This window comes from Thalassovita mediterranea, from assembly GCA_019448215.1.
GTDB lineage: Bacteria > Pseudomonadota > Alphaproteobacteria > Caulobacterales > Hyphomonadaceae > Henriciella.
Genome location: CP080408.1, coordinates 3,149,615 through 3,167,346, shown reverse-complemented (window position 1 = coordinate 3,167,346; position 17,732 = coordinate 3,149,615). Strand labels below are relative to the sequence as shown.

Annotated in this window: 21 protein-coding genes and 1 tRNA gene; 14 read left to right on the top strand and 8 right to left on the bottom strand. The window is 59.5% G+C overall.

What is annotated here, in order from left to right; translation table 11 throughout:
- Positions 1 to 9: 9 nt before the first annotated feature.
- Entirely contained in the window at positions 10 to 1,236 is a 1,227-nt protein-coding gene (locus KUV46_15520) for a Glu/Leu/Phe/Val dehydrogenase (GenBank protein QYJ00720.1), read from the bottom strand.
- A gap of 48 nt (positions 1,237 to 1,284) precedes the next feature.
- Positions 1,285 to 2,073, bottom strand: coding sequence for a response regulator (locus KUV46_15515; protein ID QYJ00719.1), 789 nt, complete (start codon positions 2,071 to 2,073; stop codon positions 1,285 to 1,287).
- Between the two features lie 139 nt (positions 2,074 to 2,212).
- Here KUV46_15515 and KUV46_15510 point away from each other — a divergent pair, with 139 nt between their 5' ends.
- From KUV46_15510 to KUV46_15500, 3 genes are read left to right on the top strand one after another with little or no spacing between them, the layout of a single operon-like run.
- Positions 2,213 to 2,410, top strand: a complete 198-nt coding sequence (locus KUV46_15510; GenBank protein ID QYJ00718.1) for a hypothetical protein — start codon at positions 2,213 to 2,215, stop codon at positions 2,408 to 2,410.
- Between the two features lie 8 nt (positions 2,411 to 2,418).
- Entirely contained in the window at positions 2,419 to 3,021 is a 603-nt protein-coding gene (locus KUV46_15505; GenBank protein QYJ00717.1) for a sigma-70 family RNA polymerase sigma factor, read from the top strand.
- 43 nt (positions 3,022 to 3,064) lie between these two features.
- A complete protein-coding gene (locus tag KUV46_15500; protein ID QYJ00716.1) occupies positions 3,065 to 4,717 on the top strand; it encodes a sensor histidine kinase in 1,653 nt (550 codons plus the stop codon).
- Here KUV46_15500 and KUV46_15495 read toward each other — a convergent pair.
- From KUV46_15495 to KUV46_15485, 3 genes are read right to left on the bottom strand one after another with little or no spacing between them, the layout of a single operon-like run.
- Entirely contained in the window at positions 4,714 to 5,520 is an 807-nt protein-coding gene (locus KUV46_15495) for a metallophosphoesterase (GenBank protein QYJ00715.1), read from the bottom strand. The two genes, KUV46_15500 and KUV46_15495, sit on opposite strands and share 4 nt — an antisense overlap.
- Entirely contained in the window at positions 5,520 to 6,374 is an 855-nt protein-coding gene (locus KUV46_15490) for a hypothetical protein (protein ID QYJ00714.1), read from the bottom strand. The genes KUV46_15495 and KUV46_15490 overlap by 1 nt, the downstream gene beginning before the upstream one ends.
- Positions 6,371 to 6,637 carry a Rho termination factor N-terminal domain-containing protein gene (locus tag KUV46_15485; protein ID QYJ00713.1) on the bottom strand — a complete coding sequence of 89 codons (267 nt, stop codon included), beginning with the start codon at positions 6,635 to 6,637 and terminating at the stop codon, positions 6,371 to 6,373. The genes KUV46_15490 and KUV46_15485 overlap by 4 nt, the downstream gene beginning before the upstream one ends.
- 101 nt (positions 6,638 to 6,738) lie before the next feature.
- Between KUV46_15485 and KUV46_15480 the strand changes: the two genes are divergently transcribed.
- Positions 6,739 to 7,005, top strand: a complete 267-nt coding sequence (locus tag KUV46_15480) for a hypothetical protein (GenBank protein ID QYJ00712.1) — start codon at positions 6,739 to 6,741, stop codon at positions 7,003 to 7,005.
- 87 nt (positions 7,006 to 7,092) lie between these two features.
- On the opposite strand, the gene KUV46_15475 is transcribed toward KUV46_15480, so the two are convergent.
- On the bottom strand, positions 7,093 to 7,236 hold the full coding sequence (locus KUV46_15475; GenBank protein ID QYJ00711.1) for an entericidin A/B family lipoprotein: 144 nt from the start codon (positions 7,234 to 7,236) through the stop codon (positions 7,093 to 7,095).
- 145 nt (positions 7,237 to 7,381) lie between these two features.
- On the opposite strand from KUV46_15475, the gene KUV46_15470 reads away from it, so the two are divergent.
- From KUV46_15470 to nusG, 4 genes are all read left to right on the top strand, one after another.
- Complete coding sequence (locus KUV46_15470) at positions 7,382 to 7,555, top strand: DUF1328 domain-containing protein (GenBank protein ID QYJ00710.1); 174 nt, start codon at positions 7,382 to 7,384, stop codon at positions 7,553 to 7,555.
- Between the two features lie 123 nt (positions 7,556 to 7,678).
- On the top strand, positions 7,679 to 8,557 hold the full coding sequence (locus KUV46_15465) for an SMP-30/gluconolactonase/LRE family protein (GenBank protein QYJ00709.1): 879 nt from the start codon (positions 7,679 to 7,681) through the stop codon (positions 8,555 to 8,557).
- A gap of 138 nt (positions 8,558 to 8,695) precedes the next feature.
- Positions 8,696 to 8,911: a preprotein translocase subunit SecE gene (gene secE / locus KUV46_15460; protein ID QYJ00708.1), complete on the top strand. Its 216-nt coding sequence runs from the start codon at positions 8,696 to 8,698 to the stop codon at positions 8,909 to 8,911.
- Between the two features lie 24 nt (positions 8,912 to 8,935).
- Positions 8,936 to 9,481, top strand: coding sequence for a transcription termination/antitermination protein NusG (gene nusG / locus KUV46_15455; GenBank protein QYJ00707.1), 546 nt, complete (start codon positions 8,936 to 8,938; stop codon positions 9,479 to 9,481).
- Positions 9,482 to 9,505: 24 nt separating this feature from the next.
- Here the strand turns inward: nusG and pgi are convergent, their stop codons facing one another.
- Both pgi and pgl read right to left on the bottom strand, forming a co-directional pair.
- Positions 9,506 to 11,053, bottom strand: a complete 1,548-nt coding sequence (gene pgi / locus KUV46_15450; GenBank protein QYJ00706.1) for a glucose-6-phosphate isomerase — start codon at positions 11,051 to 11,053, stop codon at positions 9,506 to 9,508.
- Positions 11,054 to 11,067: 14 nt separating this feature from the next.
- Positions 11,068 to 11,772, bottom strand: coding sequence for a 6-phosphogluconolactonase (gene pgl, locus KUV46_15445; protein ID QYJ00705.1), 705 nt, complete (start codon positions 11,770 to 11,772; stop codon positions 11,068 to 11,070).
- A 198-nt stretch (positions 11,773 to 11,970) separates the two neighbouring features.
- Between pgl and tuf the strand changes: the two genes are divergently transcribed.
- The 6 genes from tuf (at position 11,971) to KUV46_15415 (ending at position 17,659) form a co-directional block, all read left to right on the top strand.
- On the top strand, positions 11,971 to 13,161 hold the full coding sequence (gene tuf, locus KUV46_15440; GenBank protein QYJ00704.1) for an elongation factor Tu: 1,191 nt from the start codon (positions 11,971 to 11,973) through the stop codon (positions 13,159 to 13,161).
- 107 nt (positions 13,162 to 13,268) lie between these two features.
- Complete coding sequence (locus KUV46_15435) at positions 13,269 to 14,018, top strand: sulfotransferase domain-containing protein (protein QYJ00703.1); 750 nt, start codon at positions 13,269 to 13,271, stop codon at positions 14,016 to 14,018.
- A gap of 73 nt (positions 14,019 to 14,091) precedes the next feature.
- Positions 14,092 to 14,167 (top strand) — tRNA-Trp (locus KUV46_15430).
- Between the two features lie 82 nt (positions 14,168 to 14,249).
- Positions 14,250 to 14,678, top strand: a complete 429-nt coding sequence (locus tag KUV46_15425) for a hypothetical protein (protein QYJ00702.1) — start codon at positions 14,250 to 14,252, stop codon at positions 14,676 to 14,678.
- 78 nt (positions 14,679 to 14,756) lie between these two features.
- A complete protein-coding gene (locus KUV46_15420; GenBank protein ID QYJ00701.1) occupies positions 14,757 to 16,862 on the top strand; it encodes a copper resistance system multicopper oxidase in 2,106 nt (701 codons plus the stop codon).
- Positions 16,859 to 17,659 (top strand): copper resistance protein B, encoded by an 801-nt coding sequence (locus KUV46_15415; GenBank protein ID QYJ00700.1) that lies wholly within the window; start codon positions 16,859 to 16,861, stop codon positions 17,657 to 17,659. The genes KUV46_15420 and KUV46_15415 overlap by 4 nt, the downstream gene beginning before the upstream one ends.
- The last annotated feature ends 73 nt before the right edge of the window (positions 17,660 to 17,732 follow it).

The following is a 17,732-nucleotide window of genomic DNA, read 5'->3' as shown; positions in this document are numbered from 1 at the left end:
CTTTCCGGGTTAGCCTTCGAACAGCCCCTGGCCGATGGCAACGGCGTTGAGGTCCCGCAACGCATAGAGAAGCGCGGCATCGCGCCAGTTGCCCCCGCAATCGTGCAGAGTGGAGAGCACCGCACCCGCGGCGGCGGAAAGCCGGTCCTCCCACATGGACTGGATGTCCCCAAGCTGGTCTTCGCCGCCTTTTCGGAAAGCGAGCCATTCAAGATAAGAGGCAGCGACGCCGCCTGAATTGAAGAGAATGTCCGGCCCGACAATCACGCCTTTTCGGGCCAAAGCCTCGTCAGCGTCGGCCGATATCGCAGCATTGGCAATTTCGACAATCATCGTGCAGGAAAGCTCATCAACGTTCTTCGCGTCGATGACGTCAGAGGTAGCAGCAAGGCAAAGAATGTCGACGTCTGCCTTCAGAATGGCGTCAGGGCTATCGTCATAATCAAGCTTGCCGGCGGCTTTCTGTTTGCTGACCCGCTCAAGGTCCAGGCCGTCTGCGTTCGATACGGTGCCAGTGCTGTCGGACATCGCCACGATCACGGCACCGTTGTCGGCGGCGTCCTGCGCAAACTGGAGGCCAGCTTTGCCCATGCCCTGAACGGCAATCCTGGCCTGATCGAGATCTATGCCAAGCTCTTCGCCAAGCGTGTTCAGAAGAAAGACCGCCCCGCGGCCGGTGGCACCTTCGCGGATAGAGAGGCCACCGCTATCGACAGGCTTTCCAGTCACGGCGCCGTGGGAGCCGCTATTATGAGCTGGCTCCAGCCCCTTGATGATGTTCTGCATGTCATCGGGGGTGGTCGCCACATCCGGCGCTGCGATGTCATTGTCAGCGCGCAGCGTGTCGGAAAACAGCTCCCCATAAGCGATGGCGATCTGGCGCCTCTCATCGTCCGATAGCTTGTCTGGATCGACCCTGACGGCACCTTTCGCGCCGCCGAACGGAAGATCGAGCAGCGCACATTTCAATGTCATGAGAAAGCCGAGGCGATTGACCTCGTCAGGATTGGCGCTCGGCGAGAAGCGAACGCCGCCCTTCGTAGGGCCTTTCAGCGTGTTGTAACGACAGCGCCAGGCGCGCATGAAACTGGTCCTGCCATCATCGCGCGTAATGCTGAGTTCGCGTTCGATCAGTTCTGCAGGTAATTGAAGGAGCCGGCAGACATCCGCCAGCTCCTCATCAATTTCAATAATCCTGTCCAGACGTCCTACCGCCTGTTCCAGCAAGCCAGACATTCACTTCCTCCGCTGAAACAACCGAACGCCCGGTAGCCCTAGATAGGACTATTCTGCGGCGACGGATTCCGACGATGGGTGGAAGAACAGGGCCTGACCGATCGCGGCCTTCACTGTATTTTCCTGGAATGGTTTCGGGATCAGATAAGTCGGCTCAGGACGCTCACCTGTCAGCAGACGCTCTGGGAAGGCCGTGATGAAGATAATCGGTACGTCGAGTTCTTCGAGGATCTCATGCGCGGCTTCAATGCCTGAGGAATTGTCCGCCAGCTGAATGTCACACAGGATGAGACCTGGCGGGTTGGCGCGGGCCATCGCGACCGCTTCAGTGTGCGTCGTGGCGTTGCCGGTCACTTCGTGGCCAAGCTCTTCAACGAGGCTCTCAAGGTCAGCGGCGATAACCGGCTCATCTTCAATGATGAGAACCTTGGTGGAAAGTGTCTCTTCGATATCGGTGTGAGCCTTGGCGATCAGCTCCTCCACCTGCTGGACAGTCTTGCCCAGGATCGTTGCAGCTTCGCTGACCTGAAATCCTTCCAGTGCGGTCAGAAGGAAGGCCTGACGCTCAATCGGCGCCAGCGCCTGAAGGCGCGTCTCTGGCGTCATTGTGCCGCCGGGGCGCTCAAGGCGTGCGCCAGTGGAGCCCCAGATGACATGAAAGAAACGATAAAGCGCCTGGCGCGCTGGCAGTTCATCGCTGACCTGACTTGGGTCTTCTGCCAGTGCCGTCAAAGAAGCGCGGATATAGGAATCGCCGCTTTCCTGACTGCCAGTAAGTGCCCGCGCATAGCGGCGCAGGAATGGCAGGTGTGGACCAAATTGCTCAACAAGACTCATGCTAACCCTCGCACATTACGTTCGGACTATAACTTGTGCTGGACGGGAAAGTTGCAACCCGACTGAAAAAAAGTTTGTAGGGCGTGGAACTTTGCGTTCAGGCAGGCTTTACACGTGTTCAGATAAGCACCGGGGACTTATGAGCGAAAAAGCGAGTCATACACCGATGGAACACCAACCTGGAGGGAGCGGCGACGACGATCGCGCCCGTAAACTGCGTCAAAAGCGGATCGGCGATCAGTTGCGCCGCCTCTATGACGAGGTCACTGAAGAGGCTGTTCCACAGGAATTCTTGAGCCTGCTTGAGCAGGCCGACAACTCCAAGAACAAGAAATAGAGACTGTTTTGACAAAACCGACACTCGATGACGGGGCGTTCAAAGCAGAGCTCGCCAGTCTGATCCCTCACTTGCGCGCATTTGCGCGGAGTCTTTGTGGTAACGCCACCGCAGCAGATGACCTCGCCCAGGAGGCCATGCTGAAGGCCTGGAAAGCGCGAGAGAGCTACCAGCAGGGCACCAACCTGAAGGCGTGGACCTTCACGATCCTGCGCAATCTCTTCTACTCCGAAAAGCGCAGAAGCTGGCGCCGTCAGCAGCTTGACCCGGAGGTCGCAGAGGCGACGCTGATCGCAAATGACGATCCGTCATCTGCCCTGGATCTTTTGGCGTTGCGTGCGGGTCTGACCGTCCTTCCTGAAGACCAGCGCGAGGCGCTGATCCTGGTAGGCGCAGGCGGGCTGTCCTATGAAGAGACCGCAGAAATTTGTGGATGCGCTGTCGGAACCATCAAGAGCCGGGTAAGCCGTGCGCGTAAGGCGCTTGCCGAGATCATCGAAAAATCCAATGGCGGATTTGCAGGAGACGGCAAGCTTCGGGCATCGGAAGCCTTTGACGACATCATGAAACAGGCAGACGAGCTCTCTAGTGGATCATCCGCCGACGTCTAAGAAGAATACACCCTCCCGACGAGGGTCATTGAGGCTGCGATTGTTGATAACGATCGCGGCCGCTTTGACTCCGATCCTCATTTTCGCGAGCTTTCGCACCTATCTGAACGCGCAGGATGCGCGCGCCGACCGGCGCTCCAACCTGGTCGAGATCTCCGACCGCGCGATTGATGAAGTCGAGCAGGTATTGTCGACGGTCGACACGCTTCAGCAAATCTATGAAGCCGACATTGTGAATGGAGATTGCCGCGGCGTCTTCGCGACCTTGTCGCCGCGCGTGCCGCAGCTGTCCAATATCGCCTATTTCGGTGTCGACGGTATTTCGCAGTGTTCGGCGCTGCAGGAAGCTGGCACGCCGATCGCTCAGCCTGAAGCATTCGAACTTCTTCGTCAGGGCGAAATGAAAGTCCGTACGGATGCTTTCTTCGGTCCGCAAAGCCAGGCGTGGCTCTTCTCGGTTCTGCGGCGGGTAGAGGGGCCCGACGGTGAGTTTCGCGGCGCAATCGCGTTTCCGCTGCGGACGGACGAACTTATCCGCACAATCCGTCTGACCAATCTGCCTGATGATATCGAAATGGCGCTATCGGATAGCGGCGGTCAGGTTTTTGGCAGCGCGCGGATTGCGAATGTCGATCCATCCTGGATCAGAAGCGCGACCGGCGATGATGATGGCGAACTCTTTGTCTACCGCCAGGGCGACGAGGGAGCGATCGATGTCGTGGTTCGCGCCATCGTGGACAACCGGATCTATGCAATCATCTCCAGCCCATCGCCGGGCCTGTTCAGCGAGTTTACGCTGCAGCCGCTGGAGTCGATCGGTATCCCGCTCCTCTCCTTCACGCTCGCGCTGATTGCGGCGTGGCTGGCGGTTGACGCGCTGGTCCTGAAATGGCTCGCGAGGCTGCGCAGGCTGGCGCTGATATATGGCGAGGGCCATTATAATTTTCGGATCGGCAATGAGTTCGACAATGCGCCGGATGAGATACAGTCCTTCGCGCGCACTTTTGACCGGATGGCGAACAGGATTGCAGAACGCGACAGCTCATTGCGCTCTGCGATCGCGACGCGCGATTCCGCGGTGAAGGAGATTCACCACCGCGTGAAGAATAATCTCCAGATCGTGGCGAGTTTCCTGAACCTGCAGCGGCGTCAGGTGTCTGACCCGTCGGCGCGCAGTGTCATCTCAGCGGCGCGCCACAGGATCGATGCGCTCTCCATTGTTCACCAGACGCTGTACCAGCATGAGCGGCTGGAAACGGTACACATGCAGCCCTTCCTGGACGCGCTGCTGTCCCATCTGGCGGGTGCGCTCGGCATGGATGAGATCCATGTGACGATCAAACAGGATATCGCGGACATCGACCGGCCGGCAGATGACGCCATTCCGATCGCGCTATTCCTTCTCGAAGCCGTGACGAACGCAATGAAATACGCGTTCGACGACAAGGGCGGGATCATCCTGGTGAAGCTTCAGGAAGATGGCGAGGACATTGTCCTGTCAGTCATCGATGACGGCAAGGGTGCTGTCGAACAGGAGGACGCGCCAAAGTCCACGGGTCTTGGCTCAAGGCTGATGACGGCGTTCGCCAAGCAGCTGCGCGCCGAAATGACCTCTCATTCAGAGCCCGGAAAAGGCTATACGGTTGAGCTGAGGATGCCTGCGACAGAACGGGTGATGAAAACCACCGAGTTCTAATCCGCGTTCAGGTGGGTTTCCTTGAGTTCAAAATCCGGTGTCAGGATATGCGGCTTCAGCGGGACGAACCGGTCACCGTGAAGATTGAAGATCGTTACTGCGCAATCTTCGCCCGAAATGTCGATCAGGTTGAAGCTCGCCGGGTTTGCCCGCAGGCGCGTTGAAAGCGTGCCTGCTGAGACAGCTATGTACGCATCGTCTTCATGATCCACCACCGTCACGGATGGCACGTGGACGTGGCCTGTCAGCAGGTAGCGGAAGCCGCTTTTTGCAAGGCGCCTGCTTGCACGCCTGCCGCGCCGGGTAGAGGTGCGCATCGGAGCATCAGGCGGCGACAGGAAAGGGTGGTGGCAGATCAGGAACGCTGTCTTTCCGGCCTTTTCCTCGCCTGCTGAGATAGCGCCATCAAGGTCGTCGAGATTGACCGACCCTTCCGCCCAGTTCTTGCGGGTCTGCCAGCCGCGTGCCGTGTTGATGCCTGTCAGCACAGCATTGTCTAGGTGCACTGGCTCACTGAATTCGTCGAAGAAGCGGTCATGTCTCTCGAAAGGAGAGACGACGCGCTCATAGATGTTGAGCAGGGGCGTGTCGTGATTGCCCGCGACAACCAGCTTCGGAATGGAGAACGTGTCGAGCCAGTCGCGCGCGGCTTCAAACTCTTCGCGTTTGCCGCGCTGGGTCAGATCCCCGCAAACGGCAATTGCGTCGGGTTCGAGTGCGTCGACCGTCGCCTTGAAAGCATCGATGGCGCGCGGGTTCTCTGTCCCGAAATGTATATCTGCGACCTGAATAATCTTTGACATTACAAATTGGCGCTGAGGGCCCGCCCCGCTTTTGCGATCCTTGTAAACCTAGTGCCCGATGTAAGGCGCACAGGCTCCCCATCCAGCGTTACGCGCAGGTCGAGACCGCGCTCATGCTCGAGTTTACCGGAACGAATATGCTCTGACGTCACACCTGTCGCGTTGCGCCAATCGTCGAAAAGGGCACCGAAGCCAGCCGCTGCGAGTTCAAGCGGGTTGTCCGGATCAATGTAGGCGAACTCCAGCATCTCGTCCTGCTGGGTGCCAACGAACACAGACACCGCCGTCGCAAAACCATGCACTGACTTACCGTCTGACTTCTCCACGTCGAACGTCATGTTTGTTCGAAGATCGAGAACGTCGCTGCCGCTCAGCGTTTCAAGCGCTTCGAGCAGATGACCTTTGCGAATGGCCTCGCGTGGGCCCGTCAGATCTGTGAGATTGCCAACCATCGCAGCGACATAAAAGGTTCGCTCGCCCGCCTTGCCGGCAGGGACGTCAATCTCCTTGCCACTGCCGAGCGCGCGCTCAAGGCATTCCTGCCATTCACAGACGCCGCCATGTATCTGCTTGTGGAACAGATTCATCGTGCCGCCCGGCAAGGGCAGGATGAGAGGACCGTCAGGCCCCGCATGTTCGAAAGCGCAGGCAATCGTACCGTCACCGCTCCAGACAATCAGAATGTCCGGCGCGTCGGCGATAGCCTTTTTGATCTGGTCGACGAGCTGATCGATTTCGATCTCGATGATTTCGGCCTCGTGGCCCATCTCTTCGAGCGCATTGCGAAGTTCTGCTGCACCGTCCTCGGGTACGCTCCCGGAGTGCGGATTGACCAGCGCACAAATTTTGCTCATCGGCTCTCCCGAAGGGCTTTGATCAGCTCGTCCTTGTCCATGTCCGATCGACCTTCAATATCGAGTTCCTGCGCGCGATCATAAAGCTCTTCCTTCGTCCAGTCTTCATAGGCTGGCGACTTGCCGCCCTTTTCGGACGGGGCCTGATCAGGGTTGGCTTTAGCATTGGCGATACGTGCTGCAGTCGATTTCGAATAGCCCTCATCTCTGAGCGCTTCGTAAGTCTCATCGTCCTTGACGGTCGGTCCGTGGTTCTTGGCCATGATGCCCTCGAAGTCATTGTTAAGTGCTTGAATTTCGAACGCCAGCTGGAGAAATTCGTTCCAGCGTGGGAACTGCGCCGTGTCAGCAGCGTAAAGTCAGCATGCAAAAGACAATCCTCCAGAATTCAGACCCTGCCGTGCCTTATGATCCGGCGATCGGCCCACTCGGTGATGTCGCATATGTTTTCCGCCGTCTGGGCGGCATATCCAGGCTGGATGTTGTCTGCTCAATGATTGGCGTGGCCTGCGTCGCTTTCTGGTCATGCCTCAGGACCGGCAAGCGGAAAGCAGTGAGAGCCACGATCCGACCGACGGTCTATCTTCTTTCCTACATTCCGGCTGAGACGAAGATCGCAGAAACTGCGTGACCGAAATTCAGCTTTTTAACCGAACCATTGAAAAAGCCCGGCCAACAATTTTGGCCGGGCTTTAAATTTGCTTGATTGTGCGCCGTGCTAGGCGCCAGCGTCGTTGGCTGTATCTTCAATCGCCTCGCCAGTCGCCTCGACGTCTTCGCCAGCGCCTTCGACCGTGTTGCAGCCTGCCGCCAGAAGCGCCATCAGGCTGATTCCTGCGATCATGATTGGGTTCTTTTTCATGACTGTATCCTTTCTAGTCGCGGACAAGCAGAAACGACCTCCTCCTTCACAGAGTTCCAAAATTAATTTCCGGAACCGGTTTGGCCCTATGCCCGTTTTCTCATCAACGGCATCGGGCCGTAACACGTAACTAAGGAGATCAATCATGCTTGGTTGGGCACTTACATTCTTCGTACTGGCTATCATCGCCGCAGTCTTCGGTTTCGGTGGCATCGCCGGTGCTTCGGCAGGTATCGCGCAGATCCTGTTCTTCGTTTTCCTCGCACTGCTGGTGATCAGCTTTATCGCTCGCGCAGTCCGCGGTCGAAGTGTGATGTAGACGGTCAAACAGACCAGAAATTACCGGAAAGCGGTGCCTCAATCGGCGCCGCTTTTCTTTTGCGCGTTACAGAAATCAGGCGAGTGGCTTTTGCATCCGCGCAAACGCAGCTACAGCCGAGGCATGAAGCCAGCTGATCCGCAATGCGTTGCCCCCACAAGTTGTCTGCTCGGTCAGAGCCCGGTCTGGAGCGCCAGTGAAGGCCTCCTTTTTTGGGTCGACCCAAACCGCGCGAAGCTTCACCGTTTCAAGCCGAAAACCGGCAATACGCGGCGCTATGACCTGCCGCTAAAGGCAAGCGCGCTCGCCCTGGCGGGCGGCCAGTTGCTTATGGCTGGCGGGCTGGAAGTCGGCCTCTTCGATATCGAAACCGAAGACTATCGGCAGATTGCGAAGCTCGACGGCGATGTCGCTGACCTTCGCATCAATTGCGGCGGTTGCGGGCCCGATGGCAGCTTCTGGTTTGCCGTCATGGACAGCGCCGAGAAGCAGGCAAGATCTGTCTGGTACAGGCTACGCGGTGACCGGGAACTGGAAAAACTGGATGTGCGCCCCGTGATCATTCCCTCCACGGGGTGTTTTTCGCCGGACGGGCGGGTGTTTTACACGGCGGACACCACCGAGCAGGAGATACTGGCGTTTGACGTCCGCGAAGATGGGGCTCTTGAAGGCCGCCGTGTCTTTGCGACGACCAGTGCGGGGGCAGGGTATCCGGATGGATGCGCCGTCGATGCTGAAGGATTTGTCTGGAACGCGGAGTGGGACGGCGCGCGTATTGTCAGGTACCGGCCAGACGGGGCGGTCGACAGCGTCGTATCCCTCGCTACGGTGCGCCCGACGGGCCTCTGCTTCGGTGATAGCGACCTCAGGACGCTCTACATCACGACAGCGCGTACGGGGCTGACCGGCTTCCAGATGGATACCCAGCCTTTTGCAGGTGGATTGTTCGCAATGCGGACAGATTGTGCGGGCCTGAGCGTGAGCAACTGGCAGGGGAAATAGCGCCTCAGCAGGCGCTACGACCTTGCCTGCAGAACTTCCTGCACCCACATGCCTTCACAATCAGCGCAAGGAAGAGTATGGCGGTGCATCGATACGGTCGAGACCGTAACAATTCCCCGGACTTTCAGGACGTATTTGATGGCCGATAAGGACAAGAAAAAAAGCGTGGACCCTGTGACCTTCGCTCGCCAGGTCGAGGCGGAAGGCCGCAAGGTGACATGGACTTCGCCGCAGGAAACGGTGCAGGCGACCATCATGGTCGTGATCATGTCGATCCTCGTGGCACTTTTCCTGTTCAGCGCCGATTTCGTAATCGGTATCGTGATCCGTCTGATCACCGGTCTTGGCGCCTAACAAATTTCAAGGAGTGCCCCGCCCATGGCCGAGGCCAAATGGTATATCGTTCACGCTTACTCGAACTTTGAGAAGAAGGTCGCCCAGACCATTCGCGATCAGGCGAACCTCAAGAACCTGTCCGAGCTGATCGAAGAGATTGAAGTTCCGACTGAAGAAGTCGTTGAAGTCGTTCGCGGCAAGAAGAAGACTGTCGAGAAGCGTTACTTCCCGGGCTACGTCCTGCTGAAGGCAAACCTGACCGACGACGTCTATCACCTTGTTCGTGACACGCCGAAAGTTTCAGGCTTCCTCGGTGCTGAAGGCGGCAAACGCCCGCTGCCAGTGCCGCAGCGCGAAGTTGACCGTATCCTTGGCACGGCAGACGAGCCAGCAGCTGAACGTCCACGTCCGCAAATCTCGTTCGAGATTGGCGAGCAGGTCCGCGTCAACGAAGGCGCGTTCCAGGGCTTCGAAGGCGGCGTGGAAGAAGTCGACGAAGCAGCTGGCCGCCTGAAAGTGTCGGTCTCGATCTTTGGGCGCGCAACGCCTGTCGATCTCGAATACTCGCAGGTCGACAAGATCAGCTAACGGATTTTTCCGTACAACCAGAACTTAGGAACGGATCGCGGCGATCAGCTTTGCGGTGATGGCGTCGCTTGCCTGGCGCTCACCGCGCAAGGCAGGCTTCAGCCGTCCGGCCATGGTCTTGCCGCGCTCTACGCCCCATTGGTCAAAGCTGTTGAGGCCCCAGAGCTTGCCCGCAAGATAGGTGCGGTGCTCGAACAGAGCGATCAGACTGCCGAGGCGGTACGGGGTGAGACGCGGCGCATGCAGGATCGTGGATGGACGCCCGCCTGCGTGAACTTTCTGTGCAGCGATTTCCAGTGGCAGGTCTGGCTCATCTGCCTGCACATCCGCAAGTGACCGCCCATTCGCCAGAACCTCTGCCTGCGCGAGCGCATGGGCCGTGAGGCCCGTAACACCATCCGAATCGGACGTCTCGCCAGGGGCGAGGATGAACTCTGCGGGGACCATGGATGGGCTCTGATGCAGCCACTGATGGTAGGAGTGCTGGCCGATCGTGCCTTCGCCGCCCCAGAGGAGGGGCGCCGTCGGGCCTGAGACGGGTCGCCCGTCGGGGCGCACCGACTTGCCGTTCGATTCCATTTCAAGCTGCTGAAGGTAGGCCGGCAGAAGCCTCAGGCGGCGCGAATAGGCGAGCAGCGCGCGTGCGCCAAAGCCGAGTATTGTCGCGTTCCAATAGTCGAGCAGGGCGAGACGGATCGCGAGATTGTCTGCGATATCAGCGGTGGCAACATGCTGGTCCATGGCTTCGGCGCCAGCGCGGAAGTCTTCCATGACATCTGACTGCAGCGCGATGGAGCAGGCCAGCGACCCTGCCGACCAGATGGAGAAGCGCCCGCCGATCGTTTCGGGCAGGTTGAGGATGAGGCCGTCTGCGCCATCCAGCCATTCGACGGCGCGGCCGCGATTCGCTGTGATGAGCGCGAAGTGTTTGCTCCAACCCTTTGGAATTGAAGCCTTTACCCAGTCGCGGGCGCGGCTGAGATTATACAGTGTTTCTTCCGTGCCGAAGGATTTGGAAACGCCCACGATCAGCGTCTGCGCCGGGTCGAGACCCTTCAAGGCGAGGTCGAGGTCCAGCGGGTCGAGATTGGCGCAATAGCGCAGCTCGATGTCCTCGCGGCGGCGGTCCTCGAAAGCATCTGCGATGAGGCGCGGGCCAAAGTCAGAACCGCCAATGCCGATATGCACGACGGCCTTGAAGCGCTCGCCGGTCGCGCCCTTGCGGCTGGACCAGGCAATTTCCTGCGCGAGTGTTTCTGCATCGACGACGCTCTGGCGAACGTCGCGGACCGTTTCGTTTTCCGGCTCCTTCGCCCGCAGTGCCCAGTGAAGCGCGGCGCGCCCTTCGGATGGATTGACCATTTCGCCATCGAACAGCTGATCGATAGCGGTCTTCAGCTTCATGTCCTCTGCAAAGGCGAACAGCGCCGCGTTTGCGTCTGTGTCGAGATAGTGACGCGACAGGTCGACGTTCCAGCCAGCCGCCGAGAGGGGTTTGGTGGCAGCCCGGACGCTCAGTATGGTGCGGAAGGGCAGGGCACGCAGCCGATCGGCATGGTCATGCAGTGTCATTGGTTAGCCTTGGGTCAGGAGCAGGAAAAAATAGTCAGCGCGTCGCCTGCGGCTTTGCGCATCTGTGTGACGGGGTGGGCGCTGTTGCGGCGCTCGAACACGGTGCGTTTCTTGTCGCCGCTCATCAGGAGCAGGATGTAGCGCGCGCGGGCGACAACCGGCAGGGTCAGCGTCATGCGCAGCGTGTGGTCGCCGGTGGTCTTCGACTTCTCGGCTTCGATGGCGGCCACGTTCCGGGTGGTATCCGGCGACATGGCTTCGTCGAGGCCTTTGGCGTCTGCAAACCAGGAGAGCGTGTGGCCGTCGGCGCCCATGCCCAGCACCATCACATCGACGGGCGAGGTGATCGGGCGATAGAGCGCGTCCACCTCCTCGACAGCGTCGAAGGGTGAGGCGGCAGCGGTCTTCATTGGTATGAACGCTGCTTCGGCCGCCTTGTTCTGGACCAGTGTCTCGCGGACCAGTCTCTCGTTCGAGGCTTCATCGGACGCATCGACCCAGCGCTCATCAGCGAGGCCGACGCTAACTTTCGACCAGTCGAGGTCAATCTGCGACAGCTCTCGGTAGACCGGCCCCGGCGTGGAGCCGCCCGAACAGATGAGGCTGGCCTTGCCGCGGCGGGCAAGTGCGTCGGCGAGGCGGGTCTCGATCCAGTGCGCTGCGTCCACGTGGAGCGTCTCTGGCGTGCCGAATGTGTGGAAAGCTGTTGTCTGGCTCATATGGGGGAAGGGAGACTGCCTGAGCCGCTGGCTGTCAAGACCAAAGCCCGGCTCCTGCGCTTGAATTGTCATGGGTGCTTGAAAGCGCGCGCGCGCATGTGTATGTCGCCCGCTTCAACGGGAATCAAAGGCCCGCTGGCAAAAGGAAGCATCACCCCCCGTCCGGCGGGCCGGACAGTAGCTAGAGGAGGCCGTGTTATGGCCAAAGAGAAGTTTGCGCGGAACAAGCCGCACGTAAACATCGGCACGATCGGCCATGTTGACCATGGCAAGACGACGCTGACGGCAGCGATCACGATGACGCTTGCAGAAGTTTATGGCGGCGCAGCGAAGTCCTATGCGGACATCGACAACGCCCCGGAAGAAAAAGCACGCGGCATCACCATCAACACCGCGCACGTCGAGTATGAGACGGACGAGCGTCACTATGCTCACGTCGACTGCCCGGGCCACGCTGACTATGTGAAGAACATGATCACCGGTGCGGCTCAGATGGACGGCGCGATCCTGGTTGTGAACGCAGCTGACGGCCCGATGCCGCAGACCCGCGAGCACATCCTGCTTGCACGTCAGGTCGGCGTTCCTGCGCTGGTCGTGTTCCTCAACAAGGTTGACCAGGTCGACGACGAAGAGCTCCTCGAGCTCGTCGAGATGGAAGTCCGTGAACTTCTGTCGTCCTACGACTTCCCGGGCGACGACATTCCGATCGTTTCCGGTTCTGCACTCGCAGCTGTCGAAGGCCGCGACGAGAACATCGGCAAGGAGAAGATCCTCGAGCTGATGAAGGCTGTCGACGAGTACATCCCGACCCCGGACCGTCCGCTGGACAAGCCGTTCCTGATGCCGGTCGAGGACGTTTTCTCGATCTCTGGCCGTGGTACGGTTGTGACCGGCCGCGTCGAGACGGGCATCATCAAGGTTGGTGAAGAAGTCGAGATCGTCGGTATCCGCGATACGCAGAAGACGACCGTTACGGGCGTTGAGATGTTCCGCAAGCTGCTCGACCAGGGCCAGGCTGGCGACAATATCGGCGCACTGATCCGCGGTATCGACCGTGAGGGCGTTGAGCGTGGCCAGGTTCTCTGTAAGCCAGGTTCGATCACCCCGCACACGACGTTCGAGGCAGAAGCCTACATCCTGACCAAGGAAGAGGGTGGCCGTCACACGCCATTCTTCACCAACTACCGTCCACAGTTCTACTTCCGTACCACGGACGTGACGGGTGTTGTGAAGCTTCCAGCGGACAAGGAAATGGTCCTGCCGGGCGACAACGTCAAAATGGAAGTCGAGCTCATCGCGCCGATCGCCATGGACCAGGGTCTTCGCTTCGCAATCCGCGAAGGCGGCCGCACCGTCGGTGCTGGCGTCGTCTCCAGCGTAAGCAAGTAAGACCGTTCAGCCTCTCAACAGGCTGAAAAGCAGACAAGAGGGCCGTCTCGTAAGAGGCGGCCCTTTTTTTCGTTGCTGATCACGGCAGCTTTTGCCAACACGGGAGCATGCCAAAGCGTATCGATTTCATGATTGCCGGCGTTCAGAAGGGCGGCACCACGTCGCTTGATGCCTATCTGCGCCAGCACCCGGGTATCGCCATGGCGAAGAAGAAGGAGGTTCACTTCTTCGACAAGCGCCCGCCGACGCACATTCCTTTCATCGACTACGCCATCTATCACCGTCAGTTTGAATGGCAGCGTCAGGCAGAAGGCGCAAGGCTCGGCGAGGCGACGCCGATCCTCACATGGTGGACCGGCTCACTGGAGCGGCTCTGGCGCTACAATCCCGAGATCAAGGTAATCACCCTCCTGCGCGACCCGGTTGAGCGCGCCTGGTCGCACTTTCGCATGGACAAACGTCTGCAGCGTGAAGGCGCGAGCTTCTCTGACGCCATCCGCACTGAGCGGGAGCGTGCGCGCCGGAGCCTGCCAAAACAGGACCGCGAGCGCAGTCAGCTCGCACGCGGCTATTACGCCCATCAGGTCCGCAACCTTCAGCGCCTCTTCCGCGATGACCAGCTTCTTTTTCTGCGCAGCGAATACCTCTCCAAATCCCCTCAGGAGACGCTCGACAAGGTGACGGACTTCCTTGGCGTTGATCGCTTTGCCTTCGAGCCGGAGCCGCGCCACAATAGCGCCAGCGACGATGAAAGCCTTTCGCCCGCCGACAGAGCCTTTCTCGAGGATGCCTATAAATTCGATGCGCAGGAGACTCGCAGGCTGCTCGGTTGGGACAAGTGGCCCTGGAGCGTCTGAGGCCTTTTGCAGGACAGCCCATCTGGGCTGTTGCAACTCATCGCCTGATCAGGCATTACACCGCTTCGCCTGAGCGGGTATAGCTCAGCTGGTAGAGCGGCGGTCTCCAAAACCGCAGGTCCTGGGTTCAAGTCCTAGTGCCCGTGCCAGGCGGATTTCCAGCATGCTTCAGTGGCCCCCTGATGGATTGCCACGTTGCTTCTGGACCAAACTCCCTTATTTTTAGTCTCAATGGTTACGTCGCTTCGTCTCCTCGGCCTCAGCGTGCTCGCGCTCTTCGTGAGTGCAGGTCTGATCGGCTGCGCAGTCTTCTCGGCTGGTGCATCGACGCCTGCTGAGCCCGCGCCCGCCATGCCGACCATGGAGCATCACCAGCATGACCATGCCCATCATATGGCGTCCGAGCAACCGGCCCCGGCGCATGATCATGGCAGCGAGGATTGTGAGGGTTGTGCCCGCTCGCTGCTGAACCGCATCTCGATCGCACCCGACCTGACACCGGTATTCGAAAAGCTTCCGGCGCCTGTCTTCGTCATTCCCGCGGCCTTGCAGTTCGATGCGGAGAAAGACGTCCCCGAACGGGCTGTGTGGCCGCCCGGTGACGAGCCCCCTATCCGCCCAGATACGCTCACGCACCAGAAAATCAGCCTTCTCATCTGATCCTTGCACGGCAGATGCGGCACCCCTCGCGTGCCGCCCGTTTCCCGTTCAAGAACAAGATGAAAGACCGATTTTACAATGTTCAACAGACGATCATTTCTAGGCGCCGCGCTCGGCTCCAGCGCTGCGATTGGCAGTGCCAGCCTGCTGCCGGCATGGGCCCGCAGCGCCGTGCACGGCAATACAGGCATCACCACGCTCACGGGCAATAATTTCGATCTCGATGTCGGCGAGTTCGCCGTCAATATCGGCGGCAAGATGGGTCACGCGGTTGGCGTCAATGGAACGCTGCCTGCGCCGCTGATCCGGTTCCGCGAAGGCGAAGAGGTGACACTCAACGTCACCAACCGCCTGAAAGCTGATACGAGCATCCACTGGCATGGGCTTCTTGTGCCGTTTTACATGGACGGCGTGCCGGGCGTTTCCTTCCCGGGCATCAAGCCCGGCGAGACCTTCCAGTACAAATTCGCCGTGCCGCAGTCAGGCACCTATTGGTATCACTCGCATTCCGGGCTCCAGGAACAGCAGGGCCATTATGGCCCGCTGATCATCGACCCGGCTGGCGCTGACCCTGTCACCTATGACCGCGAATACGTCATGGTCCTGTCGGACTGGAGCTTTGAGCATCCGCACCGGATATTCGAGAAGCTGAAAGCCTCGGCGGAGACCTATAATTTCAACCAGCGCACGCTTGGCGACTTTGCTGAGGACGCCGGTGACGAGGGCTTTGGCGACGCGCTGGCAGACCGCGCCATGTGGGGCAGCATGCGGATGAGCCCGCGCGACATTGCGGACGTCACTGGGGCGACCTATACCTATCTCATCAACGGGCACTCGACCTTCGACAACTGGAATGGCGTCTTCGAGCCCGGCGAGCGGGTGCGTCTTCGCATCATCAATGCGTCGGCCATGTCGATCTTCAATGTCCGTCTACCGGGCCTGCCGATGACGGTCGTTGCTGCTGACGGACTCAATGTGCGGCCTGTCGAGACAGACGAGTTCCAGATTGGCGTCGCTGAAACCTATGACGTCATAGTAGAGCCGCAGGATGCCAAGGCCTACGCCTTCGTTGCTGAATCGATCGACCGCTCAGGTCAGGCGGTCGCGACACTCGGGCCGCGTGCCGGCATGCGGGCAGAGGCGCCAGCGCTGCGCCCTGTGCCGACGCTCACCATGAAAGACATGGCGATGGACCATGGCAGCCATGGGGGGCACGACATGTCCGGCATGAAAGCCGGACAGGGTGAGGCAGCGGCCATGTCCCATGAGGGGCATGATATGGGCGGCATGAACCATGAAGGACACGACATGTCCAAGATGGATCATTCGACCCATGGCGATATGTCGGGCATGGACCACTCTGGTCATGACATGTCTGGGATGGATCACTCAGGCCACGATATGTCGTCCATGGAGGGGGGGATGCAGGCTCACAATCACGCCGATGGGCCGGGCGTCGCCGGTCTGGCGATGATGCCGGTCAGCCGCCTCGATGAGCCGGGCATTGGCCTTGAGGACGTCCCTCACCGCGTGCTGACATATGCGGACCTGCGCTCGCTGGAGCCTAACTATGACACGCGTCCGCCAGAGCGTGAGCTTGAAATCCACCTGACCTCGAACATGCACCGCTACATGTGGTCGTTCGATGGTGTGAAGTTCTCCGAAGTCACCGAATCTATCCGCCTGAATGAAGGGGAGCGGGTCCGGTTCATGCTGGTGAACGACACGATGATGCCCCATCCGATTCATCTGCACGGCATGTTCTTCGAACTGGAGAATGGCGGCGGCAATCATCGTCCGCGCAAGCACACCGTCATCGTGAAGCCCGGTGACAAGGTCGCTTTTGATGTCTCGTCAGAACATGTCGGCGACTGGGCATTCCACTGCCACCTCCTGTTCCACATGCATGCCGGCATGATGAATGTCGTTTCGGTCATCCCTGCGGCGGATGATGCGGCCGCCGCGCCTGCCGACAGCCATCAGGGACATGCCGAGCATGAAGGCATGGACCATAGCCAGCACGGCGAGATGGATCATGGCAGCATGAACCATGAGGGGATGGACCACGGGAACATGGGCCACAGCAAAATGGATCACGGGGCCATGAACCATGATGGCCATTCAGGCATGCAGCATGAGGGCCATGATATGAGCCAGCACAAGGATCACGGAGGTCACCAATGAGACAGTCGATGATCAGGAGTGCAGCGCTCGCAGGAATGGCGGCGCTATTTGTGGCGCCCGTGGCTCTGTCACAGGAAACGCAGAAGCCCTGGGGGCAGGCGGATGAGATCTGGGGCGAGGCGGAAATGGCCGAGGCCCGCGATCAGGTGCTGTCCAGTCATGGCGACCTTCGCACAAGCTATCTGCAGGCAGAGCGCTTCGAGCTTCAGTCCTTTGATGATGAAGATGTCCTGCTGCTCGACGGGAATGCCTGGATTGGCGGGGATATCAACAAGCTCTGGTTCAAGACCGAGCTTGAATATCTGCCAGACGAAGGGGAGCTCGAAGAGGCTGAGGTTCAGGCGCTCTGGTCGCGTGCGATCTCTTCTTACTTCGATCTCCAGCTCGGCGTCAGGCAGGACTTTGAACCTCTCGGCCGCACCCATGCTGTCGCGGGCGTTCAGGGCCTCGCGCCTTACCTGTTCGAGGTTGATGCAGCCGCCTTCCTGTCCGCCGATGGGGATCTCACCTCGCGCATTGAAACTGAGTATGAACTTTTGCTGACCCAGCGGCTCATCCTGCAACCGCGCGCCGAGATGGAGTTTTCCGCGCAGGACATTCCTGAACTTGAAACCGGTGCTGGCCTTGTCTCGCTGAGCGCGGGGCTTCGTCTTCGCTATGAGATCAAGCGGGAGTTCGCGCCCTATATCGGTGTTGAGTACCAGCGCAGCTTTGGCGACACGGCGGACTACATCGAAGCCGCTGGCGGGGAGGCGGACGCCACCGCATTCCTCATCGGCATTCGCGCCTGGTACTAGCGCCTCATCGCGCTCTCATAATTGCCGGCCTGCCTATTCTTGCTGCGAGGTGTTTTGCAGGTGAGACAGGCAG

Bases quoted from the DNA above. Each gene is read 5' to 3' on its own strand.
- KUV46_15425 (QYJ00702.1), top strand. From the start codon at position 14,250: ATGGTTACGTCGCTTCGTCTCCTCGGCCTCAGCGTGCTCGCGCTCTTC.
- KUV46_15490 (QYJ00714.1), bottom strand. From the start codon at position 6,374: ATGAGCAAAATTTGTGCGCTGGTCAATCCGCACTCCGGGAGCGTACCC.
- KUV46_15475 (QYJ00711.1), bottom strand. From the start codon at position 7,236: ATGAAAAAGAACCCAATCATGATCGCAGGAATCAGCCTGATGGCGCTT.
- KUV46_15515 (QYJ00719.1), bottom strand. From the start codon at position 2,073: ATGAGTCTTGTTGAGCAATTTGGTCCACACCTGCCATTCCTGCGCCGC.
- pgl (QYJ00705.1), bottom strand. From the start codon at position 11,772: ATGAGCCAGACAACAGCTTTCCACACATTCGGCACGCCAGAGACGCTC.
- tuf (QYJ00704.1), top strand. From the start codon at position 11,971: ATGGCCAAAGAGAAGTTTGCGCGGAACAAGCCGCACGTAAACATCGGC.
- KUV46_15485 (QYJ00713.1), bottom strand. From the start codon at position 6,637: ATGGCCAAGAACCACGGACCGACCGTCAAGGACGATGAGACTTACGAA.
- KUV46_15495 (QYJ00715.1), bottom strand. From the start codon at position 5,520: ATGTCAAAGATTATTCAGGTCGCAGATATACATTTCGGGACAGAGAAC.
- KUV46_15480 (QYJ00712.1), top strand. From the start codon at position 6,739: ATGCAAAAGACAATCCTCCAGAATTCAGACCCTGCCGTGCCTTATGAT.
- secE (QYJ00708.1), top strand. From the start codon at position 8,696: ATGGCCGATAAGGACAAGAAAAAAAGCGTGGACCCTGTGACCTTCGCT.
- KUV46_15510 (QYJ00718.1), top strand. From the start codon at position 2,213: ATGAGCGAAAAAGCGAGTCATACACCGATGGAACACCAACCTGGAGGG.
- KUV46_15470 (QYJ00710.1), top strand. From the start codon at position 7,382: ATGCTTGGTTGGGCACTTACATTCTTCGTACTGGCTATCATCGCCGCA.
- KUV46_15435 (QYJ00703.1), top strand. From the start codon at position 13,269: ATGCCAAAGCGTATCGATTTCATGATTGCCGGCGTTCAGAAGGGCGGC.
- pgi (QYJ00706.1), bottom strand. From the start codon at position 11,053: ATGACACTGCATGACCATGCCGATCGGCTGCGTGCCCTGCCCTTCCGC.
- nusG (QYJ00707.1), top strand. From the start codon at position 8,936: ATGGCCGAGGCCAAATGGTATATCGTTCACGCTTACTCGAACTTTGAG.
- KUV46_15415 (QYJ00700.1), top strand. From the start codon at position 16,859: ATGAGACAGTCGATGATCAGGAGTGCAGCGCTCGCAGGAATGGCGGCG.
- KUV46_15465 (QYJ00709.1), top strand. From the start codon at position 7,679: ATGAAGCCAGCTGATCCGCAATGCGTTGCCCCCACAAGTTGTCTGCTC.
- KUV46_15520 (QYJ00720.1), bottom strand. From the start codon at position 1,236: ATGTCTGGCTTGCTGGAACAGGCGGTAGGACGTCTGGACAGGATTATT.
- KUV46_15420 (QYJ00701.1), top strand. From the start codon at position 14,757: ATGTTCAACAGACGATCATTTCTAGGCGCCGCGCTCGGCTCCAGCGCT.